Here is a 26,615-nt window from a genome sequence, read left to right as displayed (position 1 = left end):
GTCGGCGCGGGACGTCCCGCGCTCACCTTCCGGCCGACGGCCGCTCAGCGCACAACCCGCCCGCGCAACGCCTCGGCCAACGCCCGCAGCGCCTGCCCCCGGTGGCTGATCGCGTCCTTCGCCTCGCTGCTCAGCTCGGCGCTGGTCACGTCGTGACCGTCCGGGACGAAGATCGGGTCGTACCCGAACCCGTTGCCGCCACGCTTCTCACGCACCAACCGACCCGGCATCCGTCCCTCGGTGACGATCTCGCCGTCCGCGTCGACGTAGGCGACGGTCGACACGAACGCGGCGGTGAGCCGCTCGTCCGGGATCTCGGCGAGCTGGCCGAGCACGAGCTGCAGATTGGCCTCGTCGTCGCCGTGCCGGCCGGCCCAGCGGGCGGAGTGGATGCCGGGCATGCCGTTGAGCGCGTCGACGGTCAGCCCCGAGTCGTCGGCCACCGTCGGCAGCCCCGTGTGCCGGAACCCCTCGCGCGCCTTGATGAGGGCGTTGTCGGCGAACGTCGCGCCGCTCTCGGGCACCTCGTCGTAGGCCTCGACGTCGTCCAGGCCGACGATCTCGGCGTCCGGCAGCACCGGGCCGACGATTCGGCGCATCTCGGCGAGCTTCTTGGCGTTGCGGCTCGCCAGCAGCACCCGCCGGGTCATGCCTCGAGCGCCGCCCGCTGGAAGCCGGCGAGCTCGCCGCACCCCTTGACCGCCAGGTCGAGCAGCGCGTCCAGCTCGTCGCGGCGGAACGGGGCACCCTCGGCGGTGCCCTGCACCTCGACGAACTCGCCGGCACCCGTGACGACCACGTTCATGTCCGTCTCGGCGCGCACGTCCTCCTCGTACATGAGGTCCAGCCGCGGTTCGCCGTCGATGACGCCCACGGACACCGCCGCGATCGAGTTCACAACCGGCTCCGGACGCGAGAGCGCCTTGCGGTCGCGCAGCCACGACACCGCGTCGGACAGCGCGACGTAGGCGCCGGTGATCGCCGCGGTGCGGGTGCCGCCGTCGGCCTGCAGCACGTCGCAGTCGATCGAGATCGAGTTCTCGCCGAGCGCCGAGAGGTCGATGGCGGCCCGCAGCGAGCGGCCGATGAGCCGGGAGATCTCGTGCGTCCGTCCGCCGATCTTGCCCTTCACCGACTCGCGGTCGTTGCGGGTGAGCGTGGCGCGCGGCAGCATCGAGTACTCGGCCGTCACCCAGCCCAGGCCGCTGCCCTTGCGCCACCGCGGGACGCCCTGCGTCACCGACGCCGAGCACAGCACCTTCGTGTCTCCGAACTCGATCAACGCCGAGCCTTCGGCGTACTTCTGCCACTGACGGGTGATCGTCACGGGCCGGAGCTGGTCGTTGGTGCGCGCGTCGGGGCGAGGCATGCACCGAGCCTATGGTCCGCGTCATCGGCGCCGGGCAGGTGGCCCCGCGGCGGGTAGGACAGCAGGCGTGACGAACGACGTCGACGTGGTGGTCGTGGGTGCCGGCATCGCCGGACTGGCCGCCGCGCGCACCCTGCACGGGTCCGGCCGGACGGTGCTCGTGCTCGAGGCCGACGACGACGTCGGCGGGCGCGTGCGCACCGACGAGGTCGACGGCATGCTGCTCGACCGCGGCTTCCAATTGCTCAACCCCGCCTATCCGGCCGCCCGCGCCGACCTCGACCTCGACGCCCTGCGCCTGCACACGTTCGAGGCGGGCGCGGTCGTCGCGAAGGGCGACGGTCGCTTCGTCGTCGCCGACCCGCGCCGCTCGCCACGCGATCTCCCCGCCGACCTGCGTCTTCCCGTCGGCAGCCTGCGCGAGAAGGCCGCCCTGCTCGCGTGGGCTGCGCCGGTCGGTTTCGGGCCCGTGCGCCGGGTCAAGCGGCCGGCGGACGCCTCCCTCGCCGAGCACCTGCGCCGTCGCGGCGTGCACGGGGAGATCACCGAGAGCGTGCTGCGGCCGTTCCTGGCCGGCGTGTTCGGCGAGGACGACCTCGCGACCTCGCGGCGGTTCGCCGAGCTCGTCGTCCGGTCCTTCGTGCGCGGCACGCCGGGCGTGCCGGCGCGCGGCATGCAGGCCATCCCCCGCCAGCTCGCGTCCGCGCTGCCCGCCGGCGGCGTGCTCACAGGCACCCGCGTGCACCGGATCGACGGCACGTCGGTCGCGCACGACGGCGGCACCGTCACCGCCCGCGCGGTCGTCGTCGCCACCGACGGCACCACCGCGCACCGGCTCGTGGGCACGCCCGCGCCCGGCCTCAACGCGCTGACGACCTTCTACCACCGCGCGCCCGCCTCCCCGGCCGCGCGGCGCATGCTGCACCTCGACGGCGACCGGCGAGGTCCGCTCGTGAACACCGCGGTCATGACCGACGCCGCCCCCTCGTACGCGCCGGGACACGCGCTGGTCGCGTCGACCGCGCTGGGCACCGACGGGTCCGCCGCGGCCGAGCGGGCCGCGCGACGCCACGCGGGCACGGTGTACGGGTGCGACCCGTCCGGTTGGGAGCACGTCGCCACCTACGTGATCGCCGCGGCGCTGCCCAAGGTCGTGCCCGGCGCGCCGCTGCGCCGCCGTCCGCAGGTGCGCGACGGCGTCTACGTCGCGGGCGACCACCGCGACACCTCGTCGCTGCAGGGTGCGCTCGTGTCGGGACGCCGGGTGGCCGAGGCGGTCCTGGCGGGCCTGCGATGACCGACGTGTACGCGGGGGTCCCGCGCGAGGCCGAACCGCTGAGCGGGCCGACGATGTTCGCCCAGGACTGGCTCGACCTGCTGTTCCTGCACTGGCCGGTCGACCCGGCCTCGGTCGCGCACCTGTACCCACCGGACACCCGTCCGGACGTGTGGCACGACGGGCTGACCTACGTCGGGCTCGTGCCGTTCCGCATGAGCGGCGCCGGCTTCGGGCCGCGGGTGCCGGTGCCCTTCTTCGGGCGGTTCCTCGAATGGAACGTCCGCCTGTACTCGGTCGACGACCAGGGTCGCCACGGCGTGGTGTTCCGCAGCCTCGACACCGACCGGCTCGCGATCGTGGCGTTCGCGCGCACCTTCGGCATCCCCTACCGCTACGCGCACATCGCGACGTCCGGCACCACGGACGACGTCACGTGGCGGATGCGGCGGCGGGAACGGCCGCGTCCGACGAGCGAGCTGCGGGTCCGCGTCGGCGCGCCCACGGAACCGACCGATCTCGAGGTGTTCCTGACCAGCCGGTGGGGCATGCACTCCCGCGTCGGCCACCGCACCATGTGGGTGCAGAACCACCACGGACCGTGGCCGCTGCAGTCGGCCGAGCTGCTGCACCTGGACGACGGGCTCGTCGCAGCCGCCGGTGTCGAACCCGCCGGCGAGATGCTGCGCCCGCTCTGGACGCGCGGCGTCCACTCCCGGTTCGCCCTGCCCCGGCTCGTCCCGCGCAGCGGGTCCGGTACCTGAGGACGAGGCGCCCGGCCCCGGGTGCCGGTTACCGTCGCGGACGTGACGGCGCGACGGATCCCGGCCGGCGCGGTGGTCGACGCCGCGGCCGGCGCCCTCGTCCTCGCCGCCGGACTCTGGGCGGCGAGCCTCGCCGCCCACGACGTCACGACCGGACGGCTCGTCGCCGTCGCCGCGGCGGCGGTCGCGGCGGCACTCGCCCGCTCGCGTCCGGGCGCGGCCCTCGCCACGGTCTGGGTCGCGGGGCTGCTCCACCTCGTGACCGCGCCGGCGTCCGGAGGGCTCGACGCGATCGCCTTCGGCGGCCTCGACGTCGCCGCCCTGATCGTGTCGTACTGCGCGGCACGGCACGGCAGCCGGACGGTCGTGGGGCTGGCGGCGGCGTCCATCCCGGCGGCCGCGGCAGCCGCCGTGGTGGTCGCCGTGTTCCGGCGGAACGCGGACGCCGAGCCCGGCTTCGCCGACGTGCTGCAGCGCGTGACCGGCGTCGGCGTCGTCGGGGCGGTGCTCGCCGGCATGGCGGTGCTCGCCACGCCCTGGACGATCGGCCTGCTGCTGCGCCTCGAGCAGCGTCACCGCCGCGACGAGGCGGCCCACCGGGTCGAGCAGGCGCACGCGCTGGCGCTCGCCGAGGAGCAGGCCGCCCGCACCCGGCTCACCCGCGAGGTGCACGACGTGGTCGGGCACTCGCTCGCGGTCATCGTGGCGCAGGCCGATGCCGCCCGGCTCGCCGTCCCCGACGCGGACCCGCTCGTCCGGGACGCCCTCGAGCGCATCGCCGGCGTCGGCCGGACGTCGCTCGCCGAGGTGCGTGAGGTGCTCTCGCTCACCGGGGGCGAGGCCCGCTCGGCCGCCACCGGTGCCGCCGACCTGGACGACCTCGTCGCGGGGGTGCGCGCAGCCGGGCACGAGGTCACGGACACGACGACGGGCACCCCGGTCGAGCTGGACGCGAGCTCGGCGACCGCCGTCTACCGGGTGCTGCAGGAGCTGCTCACGAACGCGCTCAAGCACGGCGGTGGCGCGATCGACGTCGAGCGGGTGTGGGCCGCGTCCGGCTTCACGGTTCGGGTTTCCAACCCGCTCGCCGAGACGCCGGCGCTCGAGGGCGGCAGCGGCCTCGAGGGCGCCAGCGCGCGCCTCGCCGCGCACGGCGGGACGCTGCACACGGCCACCGTCCGCGGACGCTTCGTGGCGACCGCCCACCTGCCGCTCGGGGCCGGGCGGTGATCTCGGTCCTGCTGGTCGACGACCAGGCGCTGTTCCGCTCCGGCCTCGCGTTGACGATCGGCACCCAACCCGATCTGCAGGTCGTCGGCGACGTCGCCGACGGCGACGCCGCGGTGCGGGCGGTGCGCGAGCTCGAGCCGGACGTCGTCCTCATGGACATCCGCATGCCCGGCACGGACGGCGTCGAGGCGTGCCGGCGCATCTTCGCCCCGGACGAGTCCGCGCGGCGGCGCAGGACGGTCCGCGTCATCGTGCTCACGACGTTCAATCTCGACGACCGTGCCGCCGCCGCGATCCGGCACGGTGCCAGCGGATTCCTGCTGAAGGACTGCAGCCCCGAGTTCCTGCTCGCCGCGATCCGCACCGTGCACGCCGGCAATGCCGTGCTCGCGCCGGACGACCTGTCCCGTCTGGTCGGCGGTCTCGCACCGCCCCCGCCCCCGGTGCCGCCGGCGTTCGCGACCCTGACGGAGAAGGAACGCGAGATCTTCCGCCTCGTCGCGCGGGGGTTGTCCAACGTCGAGATCGGCCGCGAGGTGCACCTCAGCGAGTCGACCGTGAAGACCCACGTGGGCAGCGTGCTGCGCAAGCTCGGCCTGCGTGACCGGGTACAGGTCGTCGTCTTCGCGGTCGACCACGGGCTGCGCTGAACGGCACCGGGGTACCGGTGGCCCGGTCCTCGGGACCGATGCGCGCGGCACCGCGGCGTTCCTAGCGTCACTGCCATGACCTCGAACCTGCTGCGCGCGAGCGCCCTCACCCGTGTGTTCGGCACCGGCGACCACACCGTCGCCGCGGTCGACGGCATCGACCTGCACTTCCAACCGGCGTGTCTCACCGCGATCATGGGGCCCTCCGGGTCGGGCAAGTCGACGCTGCTGCACCTGCTCGCGGGTCTCGACCGGCCGACGTCCGGCACGGTCACCCTCGGGTCGCTGGAGCTGTCGTCGCTCTCGGACGACGACGCGACCCGGGTGCGCCGCGACGCGATGGGTTTCGTCTTCCAGTCGTTCAACCTGTTCGACGACCTCACGGTCGAGGAGAACCTCGCGGTCCCCTTCACGCTCGGGGCGGGCATGCACGGGCCGGACCGCGCGTGGTCGGCACGGCTCGTCGACGAGTTGGAGCTCGGTGCGCTGCTGCGGCGCCGGCCCGCGGAGATCTCGGGCGGGCAGCAGCAGCGCGTCGCCATCGCCCGTGCCCTCGTGCACAAGCCGCGCATCGTCTTCGCCGACGAGCCGACCGGCAACCTCGACCTCGGCACCGGACGCGCGGTGCTCGGCCTGCTCGCCGCCCTCGCCCCGGCGCAGGGCAGCACGGTGATCATGGTGACCCACGACGCGACCGCCGCCGCCCACGCCGACCGCGTCGTGATCCTCGCGGACGGACGGGTGCGGCACGACCTGCCCGCCACCGACGCCGCGACCCTCTCGCGGCTGGTCCTGTCCGAGGTGGTGGCGTGAGCGCGGCCCCCGCCCGCCGGGCGTCGTGGGTGGTGCTGTCGACCTCGGCCCTCGGTGCCGCGCAGTCGGCCGCGATCGTCACCCAGGTGGGCGCGGTGGGCGACGCGGTGGGCGGCACCGTCTTCGCCGCCGGCCCGATGGCGGCGATCGTCCTCACCCTGCTCTCGGGCGTCTTCGTCGCGGTGGCCATGACCGTCACCGCCGTCGCCGTCACCGGGGCGACCGAGATCGTCCTCGTCGGGCGGCTGCGCGAGATCGCCCTGCGCCGCCTGCTGGGCGCGTCCGCAGCGGACGAACGGGACCGCGTCGTGCGCTCGGTGCTGCGCCGAGCGCTCGCCGGCATGGTCGCCGGCGCCGTGGTCGGACACCTCGTCTCGATCGTCGTGCTCGCCGCGACCGTCGGCCCGTCGGACGGGCTGCAGCTGTCCGGCGCGGCGTACCTGCCGTCGCCGCTGCTGCTGATCGCGCTGCTCGGCCAGTACGCCGCCACCCATGCGGCCGTCCGCCGCGGCGCCCGCGGCGTGCTCCTGGTGCGCCCCGCGGAGGCCCTGCGCCGCTCGGGGGACGCCGACGCCGCGGTCGCGCGCACCCTGGCCGTGCCGCCGCGCGCCTCCGCGGGCGTGCTCGGCCTGGGGCTCGCGCTGCTCATCGCCGCGGTGCTCGTGTCGCGGTCGACGCCGCTGGCCATGCTGCCCGCGCTCGCCGGCGGCATCGTCACCTTCGTCGGCGTGGTCTCGTACGGGCCGCGGATCGTTCCCCGACTGGCGTCGGGCACCGCCCTGCTGCTGCCCCGCACACCCGGTTTCGTCCAGGCACGACGGGCGATGGTGCGCCACCCGGAACGCAGCAGCCGCGCCGTGCTCGGCGTCGCCGCCGCCGTCGCGGTCGTCACCACGTTCGTCGTCGGGGTGTCGTGCTTCGACGCCGCGGTCGCCGCCCACTACGAGGGTTCGGCGTTCCAGGGTCTGGCGACGGACGTCCGTGACACCGTCGTCCGCGTCGTCCTCGTGCTGGCGTGCTGCCTCGGGCTCACCGCCGCCGTCGCGCTCGGCAACGCCATCGGTTTCGAGACGTGGGCACGGCGCCGGGAGACCGCCCTGTTCCGGATCCTCGGACGGACCGGCCGGCAGACCCGGACGGTCGTGCTCGCGCACAGCGTTCTCGTCGGCACCACGGCCACGGTGCTCGGCGTCGTCCTCGGGCTCGGCTTCGGCTGGGCGGGGGCGCAGTCGGTCGGCGGCACGCTGACGGCGGCGCCGGTGCCCTTCGTCGTGCCGTGGCCGGTGCTCGCCGCCACCGCCCTCGTTGTCGGCGCGATCACCGTGCTGGCGGCGGCACTGCCGGTGCGCGACGCGGTGCGGCTGCCGCCCATGCGGGCCTACCTCGCCCCCTGATGCCCGCTTCCCGGCCGAGGTGGTGGCTCCCGCCCGGCGTGTCGGCAGCCGTTTCAGCCGGGAAGCGGTGATGTCAGTGGCGTGACAGGGCCGTGCCAGCGGTGGTCGGCACGGTGCTGTCATGACCACTGCGACCACCTACGCCATCGAGGCCGAAGGGCTCACGAAGCGCTTCGGCTCGGGAAAGACCGCCACCCAGGCCCTCGCCGGTGTCGACCTCGCCGCCGCCGAGGGCAGCGTGCTCGGCGTCCTCGGGCCGAACGGCGCCGGCAAGACCACCGCCGTCCGCATCCTCGCCACCCTGCTGCAGGCCGACTCGGGCTCCGCGCGCGTTGCGGGCTTCGACGTCGCCACCCAGGCGCAGCAGGTGCGGGAGTCGGTCGGGCTGACCGGCCAGTTCGCGTCCGTCGACGACGACCTCACCGGCATGCAGAACCTGCGCATGATCGGCCAGTTGCTCGACATGCGCGCGAAGGAGGCGACGCGACGCGCGACCGAGCTGCTCGAGTGGTTCGACCTCGCCGACGCCGCGGACCGTGTCGCGAAGACCTACTCGGGCGGCATGCGGCGGCGCCTCGACCTCGCCGCCTCACTCGTCGGCCGTCCGGCCGTGATCTTCCTCGACGAACCGACGACGGGCCTCGACCCGTCGAAGCGCGAGGCGATGTGGGACGTCGTCCGCAACCTCGTCGGCGACGGGTCGACCGTGCTGCTGACCACGCAGTACCTCGACGAGGCGGACGCGCTCGCCGACGAGATCTCGGTGATCGACAAGGGCCGCGTCATCGCGCACGACACCCCGCTCGGACTGAAGCGGGTCGTGGGTGGCCAGCGGCTCACCGTGCGCCCGAGCGAGCCGTCCGATCTCGACCGGGTCGGGGCGATCCTCACCGGCATCGCGGACGCCGCCCCCGAGCCGGACGGCAGGGACACGCTCAGCGTGCCCGTCTCCGGCGACGAGGCCCTGCCCACCGTCGTGGCCCGCCTGCACGAGGCCGGCATCGCCGTCACCGAGCTGTCGCTGCACCTGCCCAGCCTCGACGAGGTGTTCTTCACCCTCACCGGCGCGAAGGCCACCGACGCCGTGCGAACCGGCGAGGAGGCCGCGGCATGACCACCACCCTGGAGAAGCCGATGTCCGCCCCGAGCGTCCCGTCGCGCACCAGCGCAACGAACTCCCCCGTCCGCACCCTGCGCCACGCCGTGGTACTGGCGAAGCGCAACCTGATCAAGACGATGCGCACGCCCGAACAGCTGATCGACGTGACCATCCAGCCGCTCATCTTCATCCTGCTGTTCGTGTACGTCTTCGGCGGCGCGCTCGGCGGCGGCGACCGGCACGCCTACCTGCAGTACCTGCTGCCGGGCCTGCTCGGCCAGGGCATCGCCCTGGGCAGCATCGCGCTCGGCCAGAACATGAACGCCGACATCGAGAAGGGGGTGTTCGACCGGTTCCGGGCGCTGCCCATCGCGCGGTCGGCCCCGCTGGTCGGAGCAGTGTTCGCCGATTTCGCGCGCTACCTGATCCTGTGCGTGGTGACGCTCGGGTTCGGCTTCGCGATCGGCTTCCGCCTCGACACGAACCTCGCCGGCCTGCTCGCCGCGGTCGTCGTCGCCATCTCGTTCGCGCTCTGCTTCTGCTGGGTGTCGCTGTGGGTGGGGCTCAAGGCGCGGACGTCGGGTTCGGTACAGGGCGTGATGTTCCTGCTGATCTTCCCGCTGTCGTTCGGCAGTAGCGTGTTCGCGAACCCGGACACGATGCCCGGCTGGCTGCAGGCGTGGAACCACGTCAACCCGATCACGCGGCTCGTCGACTCGATGCGGGGACTGATGGTCGGTGGCCCGGTCGCCACGAACCTGCTCATCACCCTGGCCTGGATGCTCGGGCTGCTGGCGGTCTTCGTGCCGCTGACGATGCGGGCCTACCGCAAGCGCTCCTGATCGAGCACGCCCGGCACGTCGAACGTCACGCCGAACAGGGCGAGTGCCGCCTCCGCGGGCAGCACTCGCCCTGTGTCGTAGGCCTCGGCGAAACCCTCGTCGCCGAGGGCGGCGCGCAGGTCGGTCGTCAGCGCCGCGACCTCGAGGTCCGTCCGGTCGTCGCCGCCGCGCAGGACCGCTGCCGCACCCAGCATCCGCGCGCCGCGTCTCGGGTCGTCGACGGCGGCGAGGCGGGCGAGCAGCACCGCGGGCAGCGACACGATCGGCAGATCGCGCGTGCCGGCGGCCGCCTGGAGCGACCTGTCGGCGAGGTCGGCGGCGCGGTCGAGATCGCCGTCGACCACCGCGAGGCGGGCCGCCACCGCGTACGTCAACGCGCGCATGTGACCCTGCGCCGGGTGCTCGCGGGGCAGGGTCCCGAGCCTGGACAGCGCGTCCTCGATCTTGCGCCGCCCCTCCGCCTCGGACCCGAGTCGGTGCTCGACGTCGCCCACGGCGGCGAGCACGAACACGGTGTCGAGACCGGGACTGTCCTCGGTCTCGCGCATCGGCCGTGTCGTCAGGTAGGCGCGCGCCGCCGCGTCGTCCCCCCTGCGCAACGCCAGGTCGGCCAGCCGCGCGTAGATGAACACCTCGTCGTCGCGCGAGCCCATCTCGTCCATGAGCGACAGCGCCCGCTCGTACGCCTCGACGGCGCCTTCCAGATCACCGTCGAGCGTGCGTAATTGCGCAACATTGCGCAATACACTCGCGAGGCCCCAGCGCTCGCCCAGCTGCTCGAACTCCTCGAGCGCCAGGGCGGTCTCGGTGCGCGCGACGTCCGTCGCGGCGTTGTTCTCGGCGAACCCCGCGCGGAACATGCGCGTGGCCGCCCGCACCCAGGCGCTGTCGCTGGCCATTGCCTCGTCGGACCACTGCTGGGCGAGCTCGTTGTCGCCGACGAAGAACGCCATGACCGGTCGCATCAGGCTGAGCATCGGGTTCGCGAGGTCGCGATCGATTCCGCGCAGCTCGGCCACGATCTCGCGCAGCTGCGGCATCCAGTCGGCGTCGGCGCCCCCGTCCCCCGCCGCCGTCGAATTGATCGCCAGCAACGCCCGGGTCATCAGGCGCAACTCGGCGTCCTCGCCACCGGGCACCTCGAGGGCCGCCCGCGCCCAGCCGGCGATGTCGGCGTGCTCGCCGAGCATCATCCCGTAGCCGCCGAGCGCCACGGCGATGCGCAGCGCGGCGTCGGCGTCGCCGACGTCGCAGTAGTGCCGCAGGGCGGCGAGGATGTTCTCCCGCTCGGCGGTGAGCAGGGCGAACCACGGCAGCTGGTCGCGCGTGGTGAGGTAGGGCTCCGCCTCGGCCAGCACCTCACGGAAGTGGCGGGCGTGCCGTTCCCGCGCGGCCGCGAGCTCGCCCCGGTCGGACAACTGCTCGAGCCCGTACTCGCGGATGGTCTCGAGCATGCGCAGCCGGCGTCCGCCGTCGATCGGCTGCAGCAGGGACTTGTCGATGAGCGAGGCGAGGATGTCCTCGACCTCGTCCGCGGGTACGCCGTCCGGGTGCACGGCCGTCGCGCTCGCCGAGGTGATGCCGGCGGGGAACACGGCCAGCACCTCGACCAGCGCCCGTTCCGCGTCGGTGAGCAGTTCCCAGCTCCACTGGACGACGGCGCGCAGCGTGCGGTGGCGGGGCAGTGCGGTGCGGCTGCCGCCCGTGAGCAGCCGGAACCGGTCGTCGATGCGCCGGGCGATCTCGTCCACCGGCAGGGTGCGCAGCCTGGCCGCGGCGAGCTCGATGGCCAGCGGCAGGCCGTCCAGCCGGCGGACGATCTCGACGACCGACCCGACCGTCGCGTCGCAGACGGCGAAGTCGGGTGACACGGCACCCGCCCGGTCGGCGAACAGCCGGACGGCCGGGTAGGCGAGCGCATCGACCGGCCCCGCCTCCGGGGCGGGCTGGCCCAGCGGGGGCACGGCCAGCAGCGCCTCGCCGACGATGCCCAGCGGCTCGCGACTGGTCGCGAGCACCCGCAGGTCGGGACAGTCGCTGAGCAGCTGTTCGGCCAACCGTGCGGTCGCGTCGATCACGTGCTCGCAGTTGTCCAGCACGAGAACGGCCGCCCGGTCGGCGAGCGCGTCACGCAGCTTGTCGGTGGCGTCGCGGGTCGTCAGCTGGGCGCCGCGGCGGTCGTTGAACAGGTGGATCTCGCGGATGCCCAGCGAGCCGAACACCGCCTGCGGCACGTCGTCGCCGTCCGTGACCGTCGCGAGCGCGCTCAGCCAGACACCGTCGGGGGCCGAGTCGGCGATGCGGTGACCGGCCTCGGACGCCAGCCGCGTCTTGCCCGCACCACCCGGCCCGACCAACGTGACCAGGCGGTTCTCGCCGAGCGACTTCACCACGCGGGCGAGCTCGTCCTCGCGGCCCACGAAGCTGGTGAGCTGCGCCTTGAGGTTCGTGCGGCGCGGGGCGCGTCCGCCCTCGTCACCACGCAACAGCGAGACGTGCAGCTGCTGCAGTTCGGCGGACGGGTCGACGCCGAGCTCGTCGGCCAGCCGCCGGCGGACGGCGTCGTAGGCGCGCAGGGCGTCGGCCCCCCGCCCGGCGGACACCAGCGCCCGCACGTGCAGGCCGGCCAGTCGTTCGTGCAGCGGGTGGTCGGCGACGAGGTGCTCGAGCTCGGCGAGATCGACCGCCGACGGGTCGACCGCCAGGCGGGCCTCGGTGCGATCGAGCACGGCGGTGAGACGCAGGTCGTCGAGTTCGGCGGCGAAGGCGAGCAGGTCGTCGGCCCGGTCGCGGGTGTCGGCGAGGGCGGGTCCGCGCCACAGCCCGAGGGCGGTGTCGAGCGTGGCCAGCGCGTCGGGCGCGCCACTGCGCACGGCCGCGGCGCCCGCGGCGGCGAGGGCGCGGAAGCGGGCGGCGTCGACGCCGTCCGACCCGACCGCCAGGGCGTAGCCGGAGGCCGACTGCGTGACCGCGCCGGTCGCTCCGAGCGCCCGCCGCAACCGCGACACCAGGGTCTGCAGCGCATTGGTGGGATCGGCGGGCGGCGCGTCGCCCCAGACGACGAGCGCGAGCCTCTCGACCCCGACCGGTCGGCCGGGCTCGAGCGCGAGCCGGGTGAGCAGGGTGCGCAGCCGGGTGCCCGGCACGTCGACCGGCGACCCCGCGTCGTCCAGGACCACGAGCGGTCCGAGGATGCCGATCTGCACGGCGTCCACTCTGGCACGTCCCTGCGCGTTCACGGCCGGCCCTCAGCGCGGCGCGGCGTGCGTTCCTGCCGCCCAGGCCACCGCGAAGGCGCGAAAGGCCGCGGCCGCCGGCAGCAGGCGGCGCTCCCGCGACCACACCAGGCCGATCTGGCGGCTCGCGGTCGCGTCCGCGATGGGCCGGTAGACGATCGAGCCGGCGACGGCGGCGTGACTGGGCCGGCTCAACGGCACCGGCACGATGGACACCCCGAGCCCGGCGCCGACCAGCCCGGTGACGGCCGACAGGTCCTCGCCCTCGAACGCCACGCGCGGGGTGAACCCGGCGCGGGCGCACAGGTTCTCGGACGTCTCGCGCAGCACGTAGCTGCGCGGCAGCAGCACGAACGGTTCGTCACGCACGTGGGCGAGCTCGATCGGCCCGTCCTCGGCGAGCGCATGCCCGGCGACGACGGCCAACCGCAACGGCTGCGACAGCAGCGGACGCCAGCGCACGGTGTCCTCGGACGGCCGCCGGGTGGTGATCTCGAGGTCGACGTCCCCCCGCGCGACGACCGCCCCGGTGTCGGTACGGATCTGGCGCAGCACGAACTGCACCCCGGGATGTTCGGCACGGAAGGCGGCCACCAGGTCGGGCACCAGCCAGGTGCCGAACGACGGCTGGTAGGCCACGACCACCGTGCCCGTGTCGGGTGAGGTGAGTTCCGACAGCGCGGCCAGGCCGTCGTCGAGGTCGTGCAGCACCTTGTCGACGTGCCGCTTGAACGTGGCACCCGCGCGGGTCATCCGCAGCACCCGCCCGGAGCGGTGCAGCAGCGGCACCCCGACCTCGCGCTCGAGCCGGGCCAGGGCCCGCGACACCCCGCTCTGGCTGACCTGGTCGAGCTCGCTGACCTCGGTGACCGTCGCGCCGTCGGCGACCTGCTGGAACCAGCGCAACGACGCAATGTCCATTCCATGACGCTAATGCATGGATGACCCGGACAACCTTCATTGGACGCAACGGTTCACGCGGACGAGACTGGAGTCGACCGAGAAGAAGGAGCACATCGTGACCCGTACACGGTTCACCCGCCGTCCCATCCGTCGGTCCGCGCGGCTCGCCGCCGAACTGGCCGAGTACCGCTCGCAGGCCGAGCTCACCGAGCTCGCCGCCCTGCTGGACCGCTACAGCGACGACGAGACGCAGAAGCTGCGCGAGCTCGTCGACTGGACCCGCGCCGCCTGATCGAGCACGGTGCCCTCGCGGGCACCATGAGGTCATGCGCAGCGAGACCATCGACGTCCGCACGGGCGGCACGGCCGCCGTTCACGACCTCACCCGCGACTGCGACCGGTTCGTCGCGGACGAACAGGACGGGCTGCTGTCCGTCTTCGTGCCGCACGCGACCGCGGGCGTGGCCATCCTCGAGACCGGCGCCGGCAGCGACGACGACCTGCTGAGCGCGCTGGACGATCTGTTGCCGCGCGACGGGCGGTGGCGCCACGCCCACGGCAGCCCCGGCCACGGCCGTGACCACGTGCTGCCGGCGATCATCGCGCCGTCCGTCACCGTGCCGGTGATCGGCGGACGGACGCAGCTGGGCACCTGGCAGTCGATCTGCCTCGTCGACACCAACGTCGACAACGCCGTGCGGCAGGTGCGGTTGTCGTTCCTGGCCGGCTGAGCCGGGACATCAGATCTCGAAGACCGCGTCCGGCGTGGCGATGTCGATCGGGCCGTCGAACACCGTGGCGGCCTCCTCGGCCGCCACCTCGCGCGAGTTCCACGGCGGCACGTGCGTGACGATCAACCGCTCGACGCCCGCCTTGTGGGCGTGCTCGCCGGCCATCGCGCCGGTCATGTGCAGGTCGGGGATGAGGACCTCGTCCGGGCCGACGGACGCCTCGCACAGCAGCACGTCCGCCCCCGCGGCCAGGTCGACCAGCGCGGGGCTGTCGCCGGTGTCGCCGGAGTAGACCAGCGCGTGACCGTCGTGCTCGATGCGGACGGCGTTGGTCGGCACCGGGTGGTTCACCCCCGCGTAGGACATGCGGAACGGCCCCAGCTCACCGGCGACGGGCTTGGCGAACGAGAAGATCTCGTGCAGCGACAGCTTGCGGGCCAGCGGGTCGTACGCAGCCTCGATGCGGTCGCGCGTGCCGGGCACGCCGATCAGCGGGATCTGCCCCTCGGCCAGCCCGTACCCGGCGCCGCCGTAGCGCAGCGCCACCACGTAGGCGGTCAGGTCGATGCAGTGGTCGGCGTGCAGGTGCGTGATGACGATCGCGTCGACGTCGGCCGGGTCGACGTAGCGCTGCAGGGCGCCGAACGCGCCGTGGCCGAGGTCGACGAGCAGCCGGAAACCGTCCGCCTCGACGAGGTAGCCCGACGCCGGGGAGTCCGGTCCGGGCAGGCTGCCGGAGCACCCCAGCACGGTGAGCTTCATACGGGGTCCTCCAACGGTTCCGGCGTCCGCCCGAACGATACTCAGGCCGCACCGCCGCCGCCGGGTCAGCCGACGCGGGTCGTGGCCGCCGTCAACTCCGGGCCGAGGAAGCGGTGGCCGAGACGCCGGAACGGCTCCTGCGCGCCGGTCGCGCGGAACACGTGCTGCGGCGGCGGGGCGTCGTCGGGGCGTAGCAGGTCGTGCGCGGTGAGCATCCGGTAGACGTCCTTGGCGGTCTCCTCGGCGCTGGACACGAGCGTGACGCCGTCGCCCATCACCACCGACAGCAACCCGGTCAGCAGGGGGTAGTGCGTGCAGCCGAGCACGAGGGTGTCGACGTCGGCCGCGTTCAGCGGGGCGAGGTAGGCCTCGGCGAGACCGAGCAGCTGGCGTCCGCTGGTGACGCCGCGCTCGACGAACTCGGCGAAGCGGGGGCACGCGGCCGCGGTCACCTCGATGTCGGGGGCTGCCCCGAACGCATCCTGGTAGGCGCCGCTGGTGACGGTCGCGACCGTGCCGATGACGCCGACGCGACCGTTGCGGGTCGCGGCCACGGCGCGGCGGACGGCCGGCCGCACCACCTCGACGACGGGCACGTCGTAGCGCTCGCGCGCGTCGGCCAGGCAGGCGGAGCTCGCGCTGTTGCACGCGATGACGAGCGCCTTGACGCCGGTGCCGACCAGCTCGTCCATGACGGCGAGGGCGTGCCGGCGCACCTCGGCGATGGGCTTCGGGCCGTACGGGCTGTTCGCGGTGTCGCCGACGTAGTGCAGCGCCTCGTGCGGCAGCTGGTCGAGCACGGCGCGGGCCACCGTCAGGCCGCCCACACCGGAGTCCATGACGCCGATCGGCGCGTCCCGCTCGGCGCTCACGGGCGCCGGGCCAGGGCGCCGGGTCCGCCGCGTGGGTCGTACAGCAGCGCGGCGACGAGGATGCCCGCCGCGAACCCGCAGACGTGCGCCTGCCAGGAGACGCCGGGTTGCGTGGGCAGCAGCCCGAACAGCAGCGTGCCGAACACGAGCATGACGATGCCCGCGGAGACGATCCAGCGGAACGCGCGGCTGAAGACGGCGCGGGCGATGAGGTATCCCAGCCAGCCGAACACGAGCCCGCTCGCCCCGACGATCACCTGGTTGCCCGGTGCGATCAGCCAGGTGAGCAGACCACCGACGACGACCACCACGCCGCTGACGACCAGCCACTCGCGCACACCCGCGAGCAGCACGACCCAGCCGATGAGCACCAGCGGCAGCGTGTTCGAGGCGAGGTGGTCCCAGCTGCCGTGCAGGAAGGGTTCGGTGACGACGCCGCGGAGACCGACCGCGTCGCGCGGGCGCAGGCCGTACTCGATCAGCGGATGCACCGCGTTGACGGCCTGGATCGCCCACAGCACGCCGGCGAACAGCACCATGAGCACGAACGCGCCCGGCCACGTGCCCGGGCTGACCCAGTAGCGCCAGCCCTGCGGTGCCGGCCGGGTCCCGGGCGACGCCGACGCACCGGCGCCGGGGCGCAGGAACGAGCGGCGGGCGGCGGTCACGGGGTTCAGGGTAGGCCCGGACCCTAGGCCCAGAGCTGGCCCTCGAGCCGTTCGGCCGCCTGCTGCAGCGTGCCGGTGTAGGCGCCCGTCGACAGGTACTTCCAGCCGCCGTCGCAGACCACGAACGCCACGTCGGCGCGCTGGTCGGGCCCGATCTTCTCGGCGATCGACAGCGCGGCGTGCAGGATCGCGCCCGTGGACACGCCCGCGAAGATGCCCTCGCCCTCGATGAGCTCGCGGGTGCGGCGCAGCGCGTCGTAGGACGTGACCGAGAACCGCCGGGTCAGCACGGTGTCGTCGTAGAGCTCGGGCACGAAGCCCTCGTCGATGTTGCGCAGGCCGTAGACGAGGTCGCCGTAGCGCGGCTCGGCGGCGACGATCTGCACGTCGGGCACCTTCTCGCGCAGGTAGCGCCCCGTGCCCATCAGCGTGCCGGTGGTGCCGAGACCGGCCACGAAGTGGGTGATCGTCGGCAGGTCGCGCAGCAGCTCGGGACCGGTGCCCTCGTAGTGGGCCTGGGCGTTGGCGGCGTTGCCGTACTGGTACAGCATGACCCAGTCGGGATACTGCTTCGCCAGCTCCTTGGCGGTCGCCACGGCCTGGTTCGAGCCGCCCGCGGCCGGCGAGGAGATGATGCGCGCACCGAACATCTCGAGCAGCTGCCGCCGCTCGGTGGAGGTGTTCTCGGGCATGACGCAGACGAGCCCGTAGCCGGCGAGCTTGGCCGCCATGGCCAGCGAGATGCCGGTGTTGCCGGACGTCGGCTCGAGGATCGTGCAGCCCGGGGTCAACCGGCCCTCGGCCTCGGCCGCCCGGATCATCGCCAGCGCGGCGCGGTCCTTGATGGACCCGGTCGGGTTGCGGTCCTCGAGCTTGGCCCACAGCCGCACCGGGTTCTCGCCGTCCCAGCGCGGGGACAACCGCGGCAGCCCGACGAGCGGGGTGTCCCCGACCGCCTCGAGCAGCGACTCGTATCGCGTCATGCCGTCCGCCTCCCTCCGGAGGTCCGCCGAGAGATCAGCCGCCCGCGACGGCGGGGAGGATCGTCACCGAGTCGCCGTCCGACAGCGACGTGTCGAGGGAGCCGGTGAAGCGCACGTCCTCGTCGTTGACGTAGATGTTCACGAACTTGTGCAGGGCGCCCTCGTCGGTGACGAGACGGCCCTTGATGCCCTCGTGCCGGCTGTCGAGGTCGTCGATGAGCGCCGTCAGGGTGTCGCCCTTGCCCTCGACGGTCTTCTCGCCGCCGGTGTAGGTGCGCAGGATGGTCGGGATCTTGACCTCGATGGCCATGTGTCAGGACTCCTGGGTCGGGTGCGTGCTTGTGGGGTGAACGTCCGGCGGGCCGAAAAACGTCCCGCGGTCAGTCGCGGATCTCCACCGGTTCCTCCGTGACCTCGCCGTCGACGATCCGGAAGGACCGGAACTCGACGGCGTCCTCGTCGCGGGTCGACACCAGCACGTAGTGAGCGTTGGGCTCGGACGCGTAGCTGATGTCGGTGCGCGACGGGTAGGCCTCGGTGGCGGTGTGCGAGTGGTACACGACGACGGGTTCCTCGTCGTTCGCGTCCATCTCCTTGTACAGCGCGAGCAGGTCGGCCGAGTCGAACTCGTAGAACGTCGGCGAGCGGGCCGCGTTCAGCATCGGCGCGAACCGGCGCGGTTCGTCGCTGCCCTCGGGTCCGGCGACGACGCCGCACGCCTCGTCCGGATGGTCCCGGCGGGCGTGGGCCACGATCTCGTCGTGGATCGCACGGTCGATGCGCAGCACGATTTCCGAGCGTACCGGTCGGGATTCGGCGTCCGGGCCGCCCCGCTCGCACTGTGGGTCAGGGCATGACCGCGTTCACCACGGTGTCCTGCACCGCGGTCAGCCAGTGGTACACCGCCCACGGGTGCATGGCCGGGTCGTCGGGATCGATCTCCGGTGGCTCTTCGGTGACGCCGAGGCGGGTGCCGAGCGCGAGCCGCAGGTCGTTGAGCACCTGGATCCAGCGGCGCACGGCCGCCTCGTCGGCGAGCGCGATCGTGGCCGACCCGTCCGCGAGGTCCGCCGCACACTCCTCGATGCGGGCCAACCGGTCGTCGCGCAGGCCGGTCTCGGTGATCGAGCGGTACTCGGCCTCGGCGTCCGCATCGTCCGGATACGCGGACGGGAACAACCGCTGCCGGGCGGCGTCGTCGGGGTCGTCGGCCTCGAGCAGCTGCCCGAGCTCGTCGAGCAGGCCGTCGAGCAGCTTGTTCTCGCCGGGACCCAGTTCGAGCCGCAGCGGTTTCTCGCGCAGTCTCACGTCTGCTGTTCGAGCGTGGCCCAGAGGCCGTAGCCGTGAAGGGTGTTGACGTCGAGCTCCATCCGTTCGCGGGTGCCGGACGAGACCACGGCGCGTCCCTTGTGGTGCACGTCGAGCATCAGCTTCTCGGCCTTCGGCTTCGCGTACCCGAACACCTCCATGAACACGTGCGTCACGTACGACATGAGGTTGACCGGGTCGTTCCACACGATCGTGATCCAGGGCCGGTCCGGATCGGGCAGCACGTCACCGGTCGCGCTCGCGACGTCGACGTCCTCCTGCGGCGGACTGAGGGTGCCCGGCATGACTCCATCGTGGCACGGGCCGCCGCGCGGGGAGCTGGGCTACGGTGCCGAGGTGACCGCCGGGACGCAGGACGAGCGCGCGGCGGCGCGGCTGCAGGTGCGTTCCGGCAACCTGCTGCTGACGCTGCTCGGCGGCCTGCTCGTGCTCGCCGCCCAGGGCGGCCTGCAGTGGTACACGGTCGAGGACGGCGTGAACGTCGCCGACACCGGATTCACCCGCACCGACCTGCACGCCAACGCGACGTCGCTGGACGCGGCCGTCGCCGCCGCCTACTTCGGATGGTTCGGCTGGACCCTGCTGATCGTGTCCGCCGCCGCGGCCCTGCTCGCGAACCTGCCGACGCGCCTCAGCGACCCGCTCCGGGTGCTGGCGTTCCTGGCCGGGGCACTCGGGTTGGTCGCCACCTACTACGCGTTGGCGCAGCTGTTCAACGCGCAGGAAGCGGCCGGTGGGGCCGATCACCCGGTGTGGCACAACGCGTCGTACGGGGCGTACGCGGCCTTCGGCGGTTTCCTGCTCATGACTCTGGCGGGCACCCGCGGGCCGCGCCGCGGCTGAGTGCCGCACCGGCCTCTGACACGATCGGGACATGACGAGCACCGCCCTGCTCACCGACCGCTACGAGCTGACCATGCTCGGATCGGCCCTGCGTGACGGCACCGCGCACCGGCACTGCGTCTTCGAGGTGTTCGCGCGCCGCCTGCCCGAGATCCGCCGCTACGGGGTCGTGGCCGGCACCGGGCGCCTGCTCGACGCACTGCGCGACTTCCGGTTCGACGAGGCCACGGTGACCGCCCTGCGCGAGCAGGACGTCGTCGACGACACGGCGGCGGAATTCCTGGTCGGCTACCGGTTCGGCGGCGACATCGACGGCTACCCCGAGGGCGAGCTGTACTTCCCCGGTTCGCCGGTGCTGACCGTGACCGGCACCTTCGCCGAGGCGGTGGTGCTCGAGACGCTGACGCTGTCGATCCTCAACCACGACTGCGCCGTCGCCGCGGCCGCCGCGCGCATGGTCACCGCGGCGGCGGGCCGTCCGATCATCGAGATGGGGTCGCGACGCACCCACGAGCAGGCGGCCGTCGCGTCCGCCCGCGCGGCGTACCTCGCCGGCTTCGCGTCGACGTCCAATCTCGAGGCCGCGCGCCGCTACGGGGTGCCGACCGCCGGCACGGCGGCCCACGCCTTCACGCTGCTGCACGACGACGAGCGCGACGCGTTCGCGGCGCAGATCGACTCGCTCGGCGTCGGCACCACGCTGCTGGTCGACACCTACGACATCGCCCGCGGCATCGAGACCGCCGTGGCCGTCGCCGGGCCGAGGCTGGGTGCCGTCCGCATCGACTCGGGCGACCTCGGCGTCATGGCCCGCCACGCTCGCGAGCAGCTCGACTCCCTCGGCGCGACCGGCACGCGCATCGTCGTCAGCGGCGACCTGGACGAGTACGCGATCGCCGCCCTCGCCGCGACCCCCGTCGACACCTACGGCGCGGGCACCGCCGTCGTGGTCGGCTCGGGCGCCCCGACCGCCGGCATGGTCTACAAGCTCGTCGAGGTCGACGGACGTCCGGTCGCGAAACGCTCGGAGCACAAGAGCAGCAGGGGCGGACGCAAGACCGCGCTGCGCGCGCACAAGCCGAGCGGCACCGCGACCGAGGAGATCGTCACCGTCCGGACGGACGTCGAACCGGGTGAGGGCGAGCGGCTGCTGCAGGTGCCGCTCGTGCGCGGCGGCGAGGTCGTCGCCCCGGGGTCGCTGGACGAGGCCCGCGAGCGGTTGCGGGCCGCCACCGTCACGCTGCCGTGGGACGGGCTCAAGCTCTCGCGCGGCGAGCCCGCGATCCCGACCCGGTTCGACTGACCGTTCTAGGCTGACGGCATGGCGAATGCGGTCATCGTGGTCGACGTCCAGAACGACTTCTGCGAGGGCGGGTCGCTCGCCGTCGCCGGTGGCGGCGAGGTGGCCCGGCGCATGAGCGCCCGCCTCGCCGACGGCGGGTACGACCACGCCGTCGCCACCCGCGACCACCACATCGACCCGGGAGACCACTTCTCCGAGACGCCGGACTACGTGTCGAGCTGGCCGCGTCACTGCGTGGTGGGCACCGGTGGCGTGGACCTGCACCCGGAGTTCGACACGTCCCGCATCGAGGCCGTGTTCGACAAGGGCGAGTACACCGCGGCCTACTCCGGGTTCGAGGGCACCGCCGACGGCACGCCGCTGGCCGAGTGGCTGCGCGAGCGTGGCGTCGACCAGGTCGAGATCGGTGGCATCGCCACCGACCACTGCGTGCGGGCGACCGCGCTCGACGCCGTCCGCCACGGCTTCGCCACCACCGTGCGGCTCGACCTCACCGCGGGGGTCGCTCCCGAGACCGTTGCCGGCGCCCTCGACGAGTTGCGCGACGCGGGCGTCGTGCTCGTCGGAACCCCGCTGGAGAGCTAGGGTCCGGATCATGAGCCAGTACCCGAACGACCCGCGGCGGGACCCGGCGCAGCAGCCCACGACGCAGTTCGGTCGGGACCCCTACGCCCAGCCGGTCGCGCAGCCCGGCTACCGGCACGAGAACCCCTTCGGCACCGAGGGCAACGAGCGCTTCGGCATCGCGGGCATGGTCTGCGCATTGCTCGGCGCCGTGCTGCTGATCGTCTGCTTCACGGCGCTCGACTGGTTCGCCGTCGAGGTGCCCGGCTCCTTCGGCGGCAACATCACCTTCGGTGACATCTCGGGCAGCGAGGGCACCACCGGTTTCGCCACGGCCTACTTCAACTGGTTCGCCTGGACGTTCATGGTCATCGGCACCGCGTGCGCCGTCGGGTCGAGCTTCCCGTCCCCGGCGCTGCGCGCGCTGCGGGTGGTCGGCGTCGTGACGTCGTTCGCCGCGGCCGGCCTGAGCTTCCTCGCCGTCCAGGTCAACGACGCGCGCAGCTACACGGTGTGGCTCGGCAACGCGCGCATCGGGTTCTACCTGGCCGTGGCCGGCTTCGTGCTCATCGGCGTCGGCGCGGCGATCGGCCCGCGCAAGGTCTGAGCGACGCTCTTCTTCCTCGCATACCGGACGACTTCGCGCGAGGGTCTGCCCCCGGCCGTCCGCGCGGGCTACGTTCTCGCGCATGACGCAGGGGACGCCCTCCGGATCGCCGGACGACGAGAAGACCGTGTTCACCCGACCCGGATCGGCGCCGGGTGGTCATCAGCCGACGCAGCAGTACGGCCAACCGCCCGCGCAGCAGTACGGCCAGCAGCAGTACGGCCAGACATCACCGGGATACGGGCAGGCGCAGTCGTCCCCGCTCACGTACGGGCAGCAGTACGGCCAGCCGCCGCAGCAGTACGGGCAGTCGCCCTATGGGGCGCCGCGGCGTCCGGAACGGGCCGTGGGCGTGACCGGGTTGATCCTCGCCGTTCTGGGCACGGCCGCGGCGCTGGTGGGGTTGTTCGCGTTCGCGTGGCTTCGAAAGATCGGTGATCGGAAGTTCCTCGACTTCCGGGACGCGGTCGACGCGGGCCGGTTCGACGACTTCGCGTTGACCAAGGCCTACTTCCAGTGGGCCGCCTTCGTGCTGCTGGGCGTCACGCTGGTGTGCGCGATCGTCGCCTGTCTGCCGACCGGCGCGGCGCCGACCTTCCGCGTCGTCGGCCTGGTGATCGGCTTGGCCGGCGCCGCGTACACGGTGTTCGGGCCGATCCTGGACGACTCGAGCGGCGCAGGTGACTACTTGAAGAACGGTCTCGGCAACTACGTCGTCGCCGGTGGGCTGGTGCTCATGGCGATCGGTGCCGTGACGGGCTCGCGCCGCCGGGCCTGACGCCTGGGAAGACCTTCCGATTCACATCTGCAAACTGCGTTCGTAGCGTCGGGGGCATGACGCACACCGAGCCGCAGACGTGGTCCCAGCCCTACTACCCGGCCGTCGCGCCGACCCCTGCCGGGGCGTCCTTCCACCCGGCCGCGCAGCCCGCGGGCGCACGCAGGCGGGTGGGCGTGCTCGGCCCCCTCGCCACCGCGGTGGGCGCGGGCGCGGTGCTGGCGAGCTTCGTCGGCCTGCCGTGGTTCGACGAGGGGATGGTGCACGCCGGCACCGACCGCAGCGGGTCGTTCTCCCTGATCGGCACCGTCATCTCGCGCATCGAGATCAACCCGAACGTGACCGTCGAACCGGTGGCGGTGCACTACTTCAGCTGGTTGTCGTGGGCGTTGCTGCTGGCCTGCTTCGGTCTCGCCCTCGCCGCCAACGTGCCGAGCCGGGCCGTCCCGGCGCTGCGGCTGATCGGGGCGCTCGTCGCCGCCGCGGCGGTCGGTCTCACCTTCGTGGCCATCGACCTGCTGGACGTGACCGGCGGCAACGTGCCCGACCCGCCGTACGGCGAGTACTTCGGCGCGACGACGGTCGGCTTCTGGGCGGCGGTCGGTGGGTTCGCGCTGCTGGGCGTCGGCGCGTTGTGCGGCACCCGGCGGTCCCCGGCGCCCGTCCGGGGTTACTGACCCGGACCGACGGACGCGTCGTCGTTGGCCTCGGCGACGTCCTCGGCGGAGATGCCGAGCACGAACAGGATCGTGTCGAGGTAGGGCAGGTTCACGGACGTGTCGGCGGCGCGGCGCAGTGCCGCCTTGGCGTTGAACGCCACGCCCAGGCCGGCGGCCTCGAGCATGTCGATGTCGTTGGCGCCGTCGCCCACCGCGACCGTCTGCGAGGCGGGGACGCCGAAGCGGGCCGCGAAGTCGCGCAGCGCCCGGGCCTTTCCGGCTCGATCGACGATGTCGCCGAGCACCCGTCCCGTGACGACGCCGTCGACGATCTCCAGCTCGTTCGCGGCGGCGAAGTCGAGGTCGAGTTCGGAGACGAACCGGTCGGTGACGAAGGTGAACCCGCCGCTGACGACACCCACGTGGAAGCCGAGCCGACGCAGCGTGCGCACGAAGGTCCGAGCGCCCGGTGTGAGTTCGAGGGAGTCGCGGACGGCGTCGAGCTCGGCGCGCGTCAGGCCCTTCAGCAAGGCGACGCGGGCCCGCAGCGACGCGGTGAAGTCGAGCTCGCCGGACATCGCCCGCTCGGTGATCTCGGCGACCTGCGCACCCACCCCGGCGCGCTCGGCCAGCACGTCGATGGCCTCGTCGCGGATGAGGGTCGAGTCGACGTCCATGACCACCAGCCGCTTGGCCCGGCGACGCAGGCCGGCCGGCTCGACGGCGATGTCGAGGCCGGTCTCGTCCGCCGCCCGCACCAGACCCGCCCGCAGCGCGACGGGGTCGGGTGCGCGCACGATCATCTCGATGCTCGAGGCGGGTTCGCTCGACAGCTGGGTCATCGACTCGATGTTCGCCTCGACGTCGGCGATGCGCTGGGCCACGTGGCTCACGCCGCCGGGCCGCAGGGGCCGTCCGATGACGATCACGTGCTGGCGCGACCCGCGCTCGGAGCGGGACGGGCGGGGCTCGTCGGCGATCGCGACCTCGCACTCCATGCCGAGCGCGTGCGCCGCCCGCGTCACCGACGACCGCAGCGCGGTCGCGTCACCGCGCAGGTCGAACAGCACCGCCAGCACGAGCCGGTCGCGGATGACCACCTGCTCGACGTCGCGGACGTCGACGTCGTGGGCGGCCAGCGACGCGAAGAAGGAGGACGTGACCCCTGGCCGGTCGCGACCGGTCAGGGTGGCCAGCACCGAGGTGGGCTGCATGGAGGAGCGTCGCCGGGCGACGCGGACCGGCGCGGGGCCGGTGCCGCGTCAGCCGCCCGGAGTCGGGTCCTTCTGGCCGGCGCGGCCGTTCGCCAGTGCGGGCTGGGGGTTCTTGTGCTTGCGCCCGCCGGCGTGCGCCTCACGCTCGAGCCGCTCGATGAGGTGCGGGTAGTGCGCCTCGAACGCCGGGCGCTCGGACCGGATCGCCGGGATCGACGTGAAGTTGTGCCGCGGCGGCGGGGAGGACGTGGCCCACTCGAGCGAGTTGCCGAAGCCCCACGGGTCGTCGGCGGTGACGATCTCGCCGTAGCGGTAGGACTTGTAGCAGTTGTAGATGAACGGCAGCAGCGAGGCGCCGAGCACGAACGACCCGATGGTCGAGAAGGTGTTCAGGCCGGTGAAGCCGTCACCCGGCAGGTAATCGACGTAGCGGCGAGGCATGCCCTCGGCACCGAGCCAGTGCTGCACGAGGAACGTCATGTGGAAGCCCACGAACGTGAGCCAGAAGTGGAACTTGCCCAGGCGCTCGTCGAGGTAGCGGCCGGTGAACTTCGGGAACCAGAAGTAGACGCCCGCGTACACCGCGAACACGATCGTGCCGAACAGCACGTAGTGGAAGTGCGCGATGACGAAGTAGCTGTCGGCGACGTGGAAGTCGACCGGCGGGCTGGCCAGCAGCACACCGGTGAGGCCGCCGAACAGGAACGTCACCATGAAGCCGACCGAGAACAGCATCGGCGACTCGAAGGTGATCGATCCGCGCCACATCGAGCCGATCCAGTTGAAGAACTTGATGCCGGTGGGGACGGCGATCAGGAACGTCATCACCGAGAAGAACGGCAGTAGCACCGCGCCGGTGGTGAACATGTGGTGCGCCCACACGGTCAGCGACAGCGCGGCGATCGACAGCGTCGCCAGGATCATGCCCTTGTAGCCGAACAGCGGCTTGCGGCTGAAGACCGGGATGATCTCGGTGACGATGCCGAAGAACGGCAACGCCACGATGTAGACCTCGGGGTGCCCGAAGAACCAGAACAGGTGCTGCCACAGGATGGCGCCACCGTTGTCGGCCTCGAACACCACCGACCCCATGTGCCGGTCGACGTAGAGCACGAGCAGCGCGGCGGTCAGGATCGGGAAGGCGAGCAGGATCAGCAGGCTCGTCACCAGGATGTTCCAGGTGAAGATCGGCATCCGGAACATCGTCATGCCGGGGGCCCGCAGGGTGATGACCGTGGTCACCATGTTGACGCCACCGAGGATGGTGCCCAGGCCCGAGATGGCCAGGCCCATGATCCAGAGGTCGGCGCCGGCGCCGGGCGAGTTCACGGCGTTGGTCAGCGGCGAGTAGGCATACCACCCGAAGTCGGCCGCGCCGTTCGGGGTGAAGAAGCCCGAGGTCGAGGTGATCGCACCGAAGAGGTAGAGCCAGTAGCTGAAGGCGTTCAGGCGCGGGAAGGCGACGTCCGGAGAACCGATCTGCAGCGGCAGCACGAGGTTGGCGAACGCGAAGAGGATCGGCGTCGCGAAGAACAGCAGCATGATCGTGCCGTGCATCGTGAACAGCTGGTTGTACTGCTCCTGGGACAGGTACTGCCGTCCCGGCCGGGCCAGCTCGATGCGCATCAGCAGCGCCATCACGCCGCCGATCGCGAAGAACACGAACGACGTCACGAGGTACATACGGCCGATGACCTTGGGGTCCGTGGTCCGCAGCATGTTGCTG

The 26,615-nt window shown here is 72.8% G+C and carries 30 protein-coding genes; 16 read left to right on the top strand and 14 right to left on the bottom strand.

The features are described 5' to 3' along the window. Positions 1-44: 44 nt before the first annotated feature. A complete protein-coding gene (gene rdgB, locus ACYVP9_RS15065; protein ID WP_460605722.1) occupies positions 45-650 on the bottom strand; it encodes a non-canonical purine NTP pyrophosphatase in 606 nt (201 codons plus the stop codon). Next, a complete protein-coding gene (gene rph, locus ACYVP9_RS15060; RefSeq protein ID WP_460605721.1) occupies positions 647-1,369 on the bottom strand; it encodes a ribonuclease PH in 723 nt (240 codons plus the stop codon). The genes rdgB and rph overlap by 4 nt, the downstream gene beginning before the upstream one ends. Positions 1,370-1,436: 67 nt before the next feature. Here rph and ACYVP9_RS15055 point away from each other — a divergent pair, with 67 nt between their 5' ends. The 8 genes from ACYVP9_RS15055 (at position 1,437) to ACYVP9_RS15020 (ending at position 9,437) form a co-directional block, all read left to right on the top strand. Then, the gene (locus tag ACYVP9_RS15055; RefSeq protein WP_460605720.1) at positions 1,437-2,666 is read left to right on the top strand and encodes an NAD(P)/FAD-dependent oxidoreductase; all 1,230 of its coding nucleotides are present in this window, start codon (positions 1,437-1,439) and stop codon (positions 2,664-2,666) included. Further along, positions 2,663-3,409, top strand: a complete 747-nt coding sequence (locus tag ACYVP9_RS15050) for a YqjF family protein (protein WP_460605719.1) — start codon at positions 2,663-2,665, stop codon at positions 3,407-3,409. Before ACYVP9_RS15055 ends, ACYVP9_RS15050 begins: the two co-directional genes overlap by 4 nt. 42 nt (positions 3,410-3,451) lie before the next feature. After that, positions 3,452-4,639 carry a sensor histidine kinase gene (locus ACYVP9_RS15045; protein ID WP_460605718.1) on the top strand — a complete coding sequence of 396 codons (1,188 nt, stop codon included), beginning with the start codon at positions 3,452-3,454 and terminating at the stop codon, positions 4,637-4,639. Further along, positions 4,636-5,289 carry a transcriptional regulator gene (locus tag ACYVP9_RS15040; protein ID WP_460605717.1) on the top strand — a complete coding sequence of 218 codons (654 nt, stop codon included), beginning with the start codon at positions 4,636-4,638 and terminating at the stop codon, positions 5,287-5,289. Before ACYVP9_RS15045 ends, ACYVP9_RS15040 begins: the two co-directional genes overlap by 4 nt. Before the next feature lie 75 nt (positions 5,290-5,364). Then, positions 5,365-6,102, top strand: coding sequence for an ABC transporter ATP-binding protein (locus ACYVP9_RS15035; RefSeq protein WP_460605716.1), 738 nt, complete (start codon positions 5,365-5,367; stop codon positions 6,100-6,102). Further along, positions 6,099-7,496: an FtsX-like permease family protein gene (locus ACYVP9_RS15030; RefSeq protein ID WP_460605715.1), complete on the top strand. Its 1,398-nt coding sequence runs from the start codon at positions 6,099-6,101 to the stop codon at positions 7,494-7,496. The genes ACYVP9_RS15035 and ACYVP9_RS15030 overlap by 4 nt, the downstream gene beginning before the upstream one ends. A gap of 121 nt (positions 7,497-7,617) precedes the next feature. Beyond that, on the top strand, positions 7,618-8,610 hold the full coding sequence (locus ACYVP9_RS15025) for a DrrA family ABC transporter ATP-binding protein (RefSeq protein ID WP_460605714.1): 993 nt from the start codon (positions 7,618-7,620) through the stop codon (positions 8,608-8,610). Continuing rightward, positions 8,607-9,437, top strand: coding sequence for an ABC transporter permease (locus tag ACYVP9_RS15020; RefSeq protein ID WP_460605713.1), 831 nt, complete (start codon positions 8,607-8,609; stop codon positions 9,435-9,437). The genes ACYVP9_RS15025 and ACYVP9_RS15020 overlap by 4 nt, the downstream gene beginning before the upstream one ends. Here ACYVP9_RS15020 and ACYVP9_RS15015 read toward each other — a convergent pair. Together ACYVP9_RS15015 and ACYVP9_RS15010 are read right to left on the bottom strand one after the other, a co-directional pair. Continuing rightward, on the bottom strand, positions 9,419-12,643 hold the full coding sequence (locus tag ACYVP9_RS15015) for a BTAD domain-containing putative transcriptional regulator (RefSeq protein ID WP_460605712.1): 3,225 nt from the start codon (positions 12,641-12,643) through the stop codon (positions 9,419-9,421). The genes ACYVP9_RS15020 and ACYVP9_RS15015 overlap by 19 nt on opposite strands. 42 nt (positions 12,644-12,685) lie before the next feature. Continuing rightward, complete coding sequence (locus ACYVP9_RS15010) at positions 12,686-13,594, bottom strand: LysR family transcriptional regulator (RefSeq protein ID WP_460605711.1); 909 nt, start codon at positions 13,592-13,594, stop codon at positions 12,686-12,688. A gap of 97 nt (positions 13,595-13,691) precedes the next feature. On the opposite strand from ACYVP9_RS15010, the gene ACYVP9_RS15005 reads away from it, so the two are divergent. Together ACYVP9_RS15005 and ACYVP9_RS15000 are read left to right on the top strand one after the other, a co-directional pair. Continuing rightward, positions 13,692-13,868 (top strand): hypothetical protein, encoded by a 177-nt coding sequence (locus ACYVP9_RS15005; RefSeq protein ID WP_460605710.1) that lies wholly within the window; start codon positions 13,692-13,694, stop codon positions 13,866-13,868. Positions 13,869-13,902: 34 nt separating this feature from the next. Then, on the top strand, positions 13,903-14,307 hold the full coding sequence (locus tag ACYVP9_RS15000; RefSeq protein WP_460605709.1) for a YjbQ family protein: 405 nt from the start codon (positions 13,903-13,905) through the stop codon (positions 14,305-14,307). A 9-nt stretch (positions 14,308-14,316) separates the two neighbouring features. Here ACYVP9_RS15000 and ACYVP9_RS14995 read toward each other — a convergent pair whose 3' ends face one another. The 8 genes from ACYVP9_RS14995 to clpS all read right to left on the bottom strand — a co-directional run bounded on the left by ACYVP9_RS14995 (position 14,317) and on the right by clpS (position 19,205). Then, positions 14,317-15,069 (bottom strand): MBL fold metallo-hydrolase, encoded by a 753-nt coding sequence (locus tag ACYVP9_RS14995; protein WP_460605708.1) that lies wholly within the window; start codon positions 15,067-15,069, stop codon positions 14,317-14,319. A 65-nt stretch (positions 15,070-15,134) separates the two neighbouring features. Then, positions 15,135-15,908, bottom strand: coding sequence for a glutamate racemase (gene murI / locus ACYVP9_RS14990; protein ID WP_460605920.1), 774 nt, complete (start codon positions 15,906-15,908; stop codon positions 15,135-15,137). Between the two features lie 29 nt (positions 15,909-15,937). After that, positions 15,938-16,609, bottom strand: a complete 672-nt coding sequence (locus ACYVP9_RS14985) for a rhomboid family intramembrane serine protease (RefSeq protein ID WP_460605707.1) — start codon at positions 16,607-16,609, stop codon at positions 15,938-15,940. Between the two features lie 23 nt (positions 16,610-16,632). Beyond that, positions 16,633-17,592 (bottom strand): PLP-dependent cysteine synthase family protein, encoded by a 960-nt coding sequence (locus tag ACYVP9_RS14980; RefSeq protein WP_460605706.1) that lies wholly within the window; start codon positions 17,590-17,592, stop codon positions 16,633-16,635. A gap of 34 nt (positions 17,593-17,626) precedes the next feature. After that, entirely contained in the window at positions 17,627-17,902 is a 276-nt protein-coding gene (locus ACYVP9_RS14975; protein WP_460605705.1) for a ubiquitin family protein, read from the bottom strand. Between the two features lie 70 nt (positions 17,903-17,972). Further along, positions 17,973-18,380, bottom strand: coding sequence for a M67 family metallopeptidase (locus tag ACYVP9_RS14970; protein WP_460605704.1), 408 nt, complete (start codon positions 18,378-18,380; stop codon positions 17,973-17,975). A 58-nt stretch (positions 18,381-18,438) separates the two neighbouring features. Next, complete coding sequence (locus ACYVP9_RS14965; protein ID WP_460605703.1) at positions 18,439-18,900, bottom strand: DUF2017 family protein; 462 nt, start codon at positions 18,898-18,900, stop codon at positions 18,439-18,441. Beyond that, entirely contained in the window at positions 18,897-19,205 is a 309-nt protein-coding gene (gene clpS, locus ACYVP9_RS14960) for an ATP-dependent Clp protease adaptor ClpS (protein WP_460605702.1), read from the bottom strand. The genes ACYVP9_RS14965 and clpS overlap by 4 nt, the downstream gene beginning before the upstream one ends. Here clpS and ACYVP9_RS14955 point away from each other — a divergent pair. The 6 genes from ACYVP9_RS14955 to ACYVP9_RS14930 all read left to right on the top strand — a co-directional run bounded on the left by ACYVP9_RS14955 (position 19,204) and on the right by ACYVP9_RS14930 (position 23,693). Then, a complete protein-coding gene (locus ACYVP9_RS14955) occupies positions 19,204-19,764 on the top strand; it encodes a hypothetical protein (RefSeq protein WP_460605701.1) in 561 nt (186 codons plus the stop codon). The genes clpS and ACYVP9_RS14955 overlap by 2 nt on opposite strands. 31 nt (positions 19,765-19,795) lie before the next feature. Next, complete coding sequence (locus ACYVP9_RS14950) at positions 19,796-21,067, top strand: nicotinate phosphoribosyltransferase (RefSeq protein ID WP_460605700.1); 1,272 nt, start codon at positions 19,796-19,798, stop codon at positions 21,065-21,067. An 18-nt stretch (positions 21,068-21,085) separates the two neighbouring features. Next, on the top strand, positions 21,086-21,652 hold the full coding sequence (locus ACYVP9_RS14945) for a nicotinamidase (RefSeq protein WP_460605699.1): 567 nt from the start codon (positions 21,086-21,088) through the stop codon (positions 21,650-21,652). A 10-nt stretch (positions 21,653-21,662) separates the two neighbouring features. Further along, positions 21,663-22,238 (top strand): hypothetical protein, encoded by a 576-nt coding sequence (locus ACYVP9_RS14940; RefSeq protein ID WP_460605698.1) that lies wholly within the window; start codon positions 21,663-21,665, stop codon positions 22,236-22,238. Between the two features lie 82 nt (positions 22,239-22,320). Continuing rightward, positions 22,321-23,016 carry a hypothetical protein gene (locus ACYVP9_RS14935; RefSeq protein ID WP_460605697.1) on the top strand — a complete coding sequence of 232 codons (696 nt, stop codon included), beginning with the start codon at positions 22,321-22,323 and terminating at the stop codon, positions 23,014-23,016. Between the two features lie 56 nt (positions 23,017-23,072). Then, positions 23,073-23,693 (top strand): hypothetical protein, encoded by a 621-nt coding sequence (locus tag ACYVP9_RS14930; RefSeq protein ID WP_460605696.1) that lies wholly within the window; start codon positions 23,073-23,075, stop codon positions 23,691-23,693. Here the strand turns inward: ACYVP9_RS14930 and serB are convergent. Both serB and ctaD read right to left on the bottom strand, forming a co-directional pair. After that, positions 23,687-24,889, bottom strand: a complete 1,203-nt coding sequence (gene serB / locus ACYVP9_RS14925; protein ID WP_460605695.1) for a phosphoserine phosphatase SerB — start codon at positions 24,887-24,889, stop codon at positions 23,687-23,689. The two genes, ACYVP9_RS14930 and serB, sit on opposite strands and share 7 nt — an antisense overlap. A 48-nt stretch (positions 24,890-24,937) precedes the next feature. Beyond that, positions 24,938-26,608 carry an aa3-type cytochrome oxidase subunit I gene (gene ctaD, locus ACYVP9_RS14920; protein WP_460605919.1) on the bottom strand — a complete coding sequence of 557 codons (1,671 nt, stop codon included), beginning with the start codon at positions 26,606-26,608 and terminating at the stop codon, positions 24,938-24,940. Between the last annotated feature and the right edge of the window lie 7 nt (positions 26,609-26,615).

This window comes from Jatrophihabitans fulvus (assembly GCF_054781375.1).
The sequence above is the reverse complement of the archived record's forward strand: the minus strand, read 5'-3'. Positions and strand labels throughout refer to the sequence as shown.

Bases quoted from the DNA above. Each gene is read 5' to 3' on its own strand.
- ACYVP9_RS15035 (WP_460605716.1), top strand. From the start codon at position 5,365: ATGACCTCGAACCTGCTGCGCGCGAGCGCCCTCACCCGTGTGTTCGGC.
- ACYVP9_RS14975 (WP_460605705.1), bottom strand. From the start codon at position 17,902: ATGGCCATCGAGGTCAAGATCCCGACCATCCTGCGCACCTACACCGGC.
- ACYVP9_RS14950 (WP_460605700.1), top strand. From the start codon at position 19,796: ATGACGAGCACCGCCCTGCTCACCGACCGCTACGAGCTGACCATGCTC.
- ACYVP9_RS14945 (WP_460605699.1), top strand. From the start codon at position 21,086: ATGGCGAATGCGGTCATCGTGGTCGACGTCCAGAACGACTTCTGCGAG.
- ACYVP9_RS15010 (WP_460605711.1), bottom strand. From the start codon at position 13,594: ATGGACATTGCGTCGTTGCGCTGGTTCCAGCAGGTCGCCGACGGCGCG.
- ACYVP9_RS14935 (WP_460605697.1), top strand. From the start codon at position 22,321: ATGACGCAGGGGACGCCCTCCGGATCGCCGGACGACGAGAAGACCGTG.
- ACYVP9_RS14955 (WP_460605701.1), top strand. From the start codon at position 19,204: ATGACTCCATCGTGGCACGGGCCGCCGCGCGGGGAGCTGGGCTACGGT.
- ACYVP9_RS14930 (WP_460605696.1), top strand. From the start codon at position 23,073: ATGACGCACACCGAGCCGCAGACGTGGTCCCAGCCCTACTACCCGGCC.
- ACYVP9_RS15050 (WP_460605719.1), top strand. From the start codon at position 2,663: ATGACCGACGTGTACGCGGGGGTCCCGCGCGAGGCCGAACCGCTGAGC.
- ACYVP9_RS15025 (WP_460605714.1), top strand. From the start codon at position 7,618: ATGACCACTGCGACCACCTACGCCATCGAGGCCGAAGGGCTCACGAAG.
- murI (WP_460605920.1), bottom strand. From the start codon at position 15,908: ATGGACTCCGGTGTGGGCGGCCTGACGGTGGCCCGCGCCGTGCTCGAC.
- ACYVP9_RS14995 (WP_460605708.1), bottom strand. From the start codon at position 15,069: ATGAAGCTCACCGTGCTGGGGTGCTCCGGCAGCCTGCCCGGACCGGAC.
- ACYVP9_RS15000 (WP_460605709.1), top strand. From the start codon at position 13,903: ATGCGCAGCGAGACCATCGACGTCCGCACGGGCGGCACGGCCGCCGTT.
- rdgB (WP_460605722.1), bottom strand. From the start codon at position 650: ATGACCCGGCGGGTGCTGCTGGCGAGCCGCAACGCCAAGAAGCTCGCC.
- ACYVP9_RS15020 (WP_460605713.1), top strand. From the start codon at position 8,607: ATGACCACCACCCTGGAGAAGCCGATGTCCGCCCCGAGCGTCCCGTCG.
- ctaD (WP_460605919.1), bottom strand. From the start codon at position 26,608: ATGCTGCGGACCACGGACCCCAAGGTCATCGGCCGTATGTACCTCGTG.
- rph (WP_460605721.1), bottom strand. From the start codon at position 1,369: ATGCCTCGCCCCGACGCGCGCACCAACGACCAGCTCCGGCCCGTGACG.
- ACYVP9_RS14940 (WP_460605698.1), top strand. From the start codon at position 21,663: ATGAGCCAGTACCCGAACGACCCGCGGCGGGACCCGGCGCAGCAGCCC.
- clpS (WP_460605702.1), bottom strand. From the start codon at position 19,205: ATGCCGGGCACCCTCAGTCCGCCGCAGGAGGACGTCGACGTCGCGAGC.
- serB (WP_460605695.1), bottom strand. From the start codon at position 24,889: ATGCAGCCCACCTCGGTGCTGGCCACCCTGACCGGTCGCGACCGGCCA.
- ACYVP9_RS14980 (WP_460605706.1), bottom strand. From the start codon at position 17,592: ATGACGCGATACGAGTCGCTGCTCGAGGCGGTCGGGGACACCCCGCTC.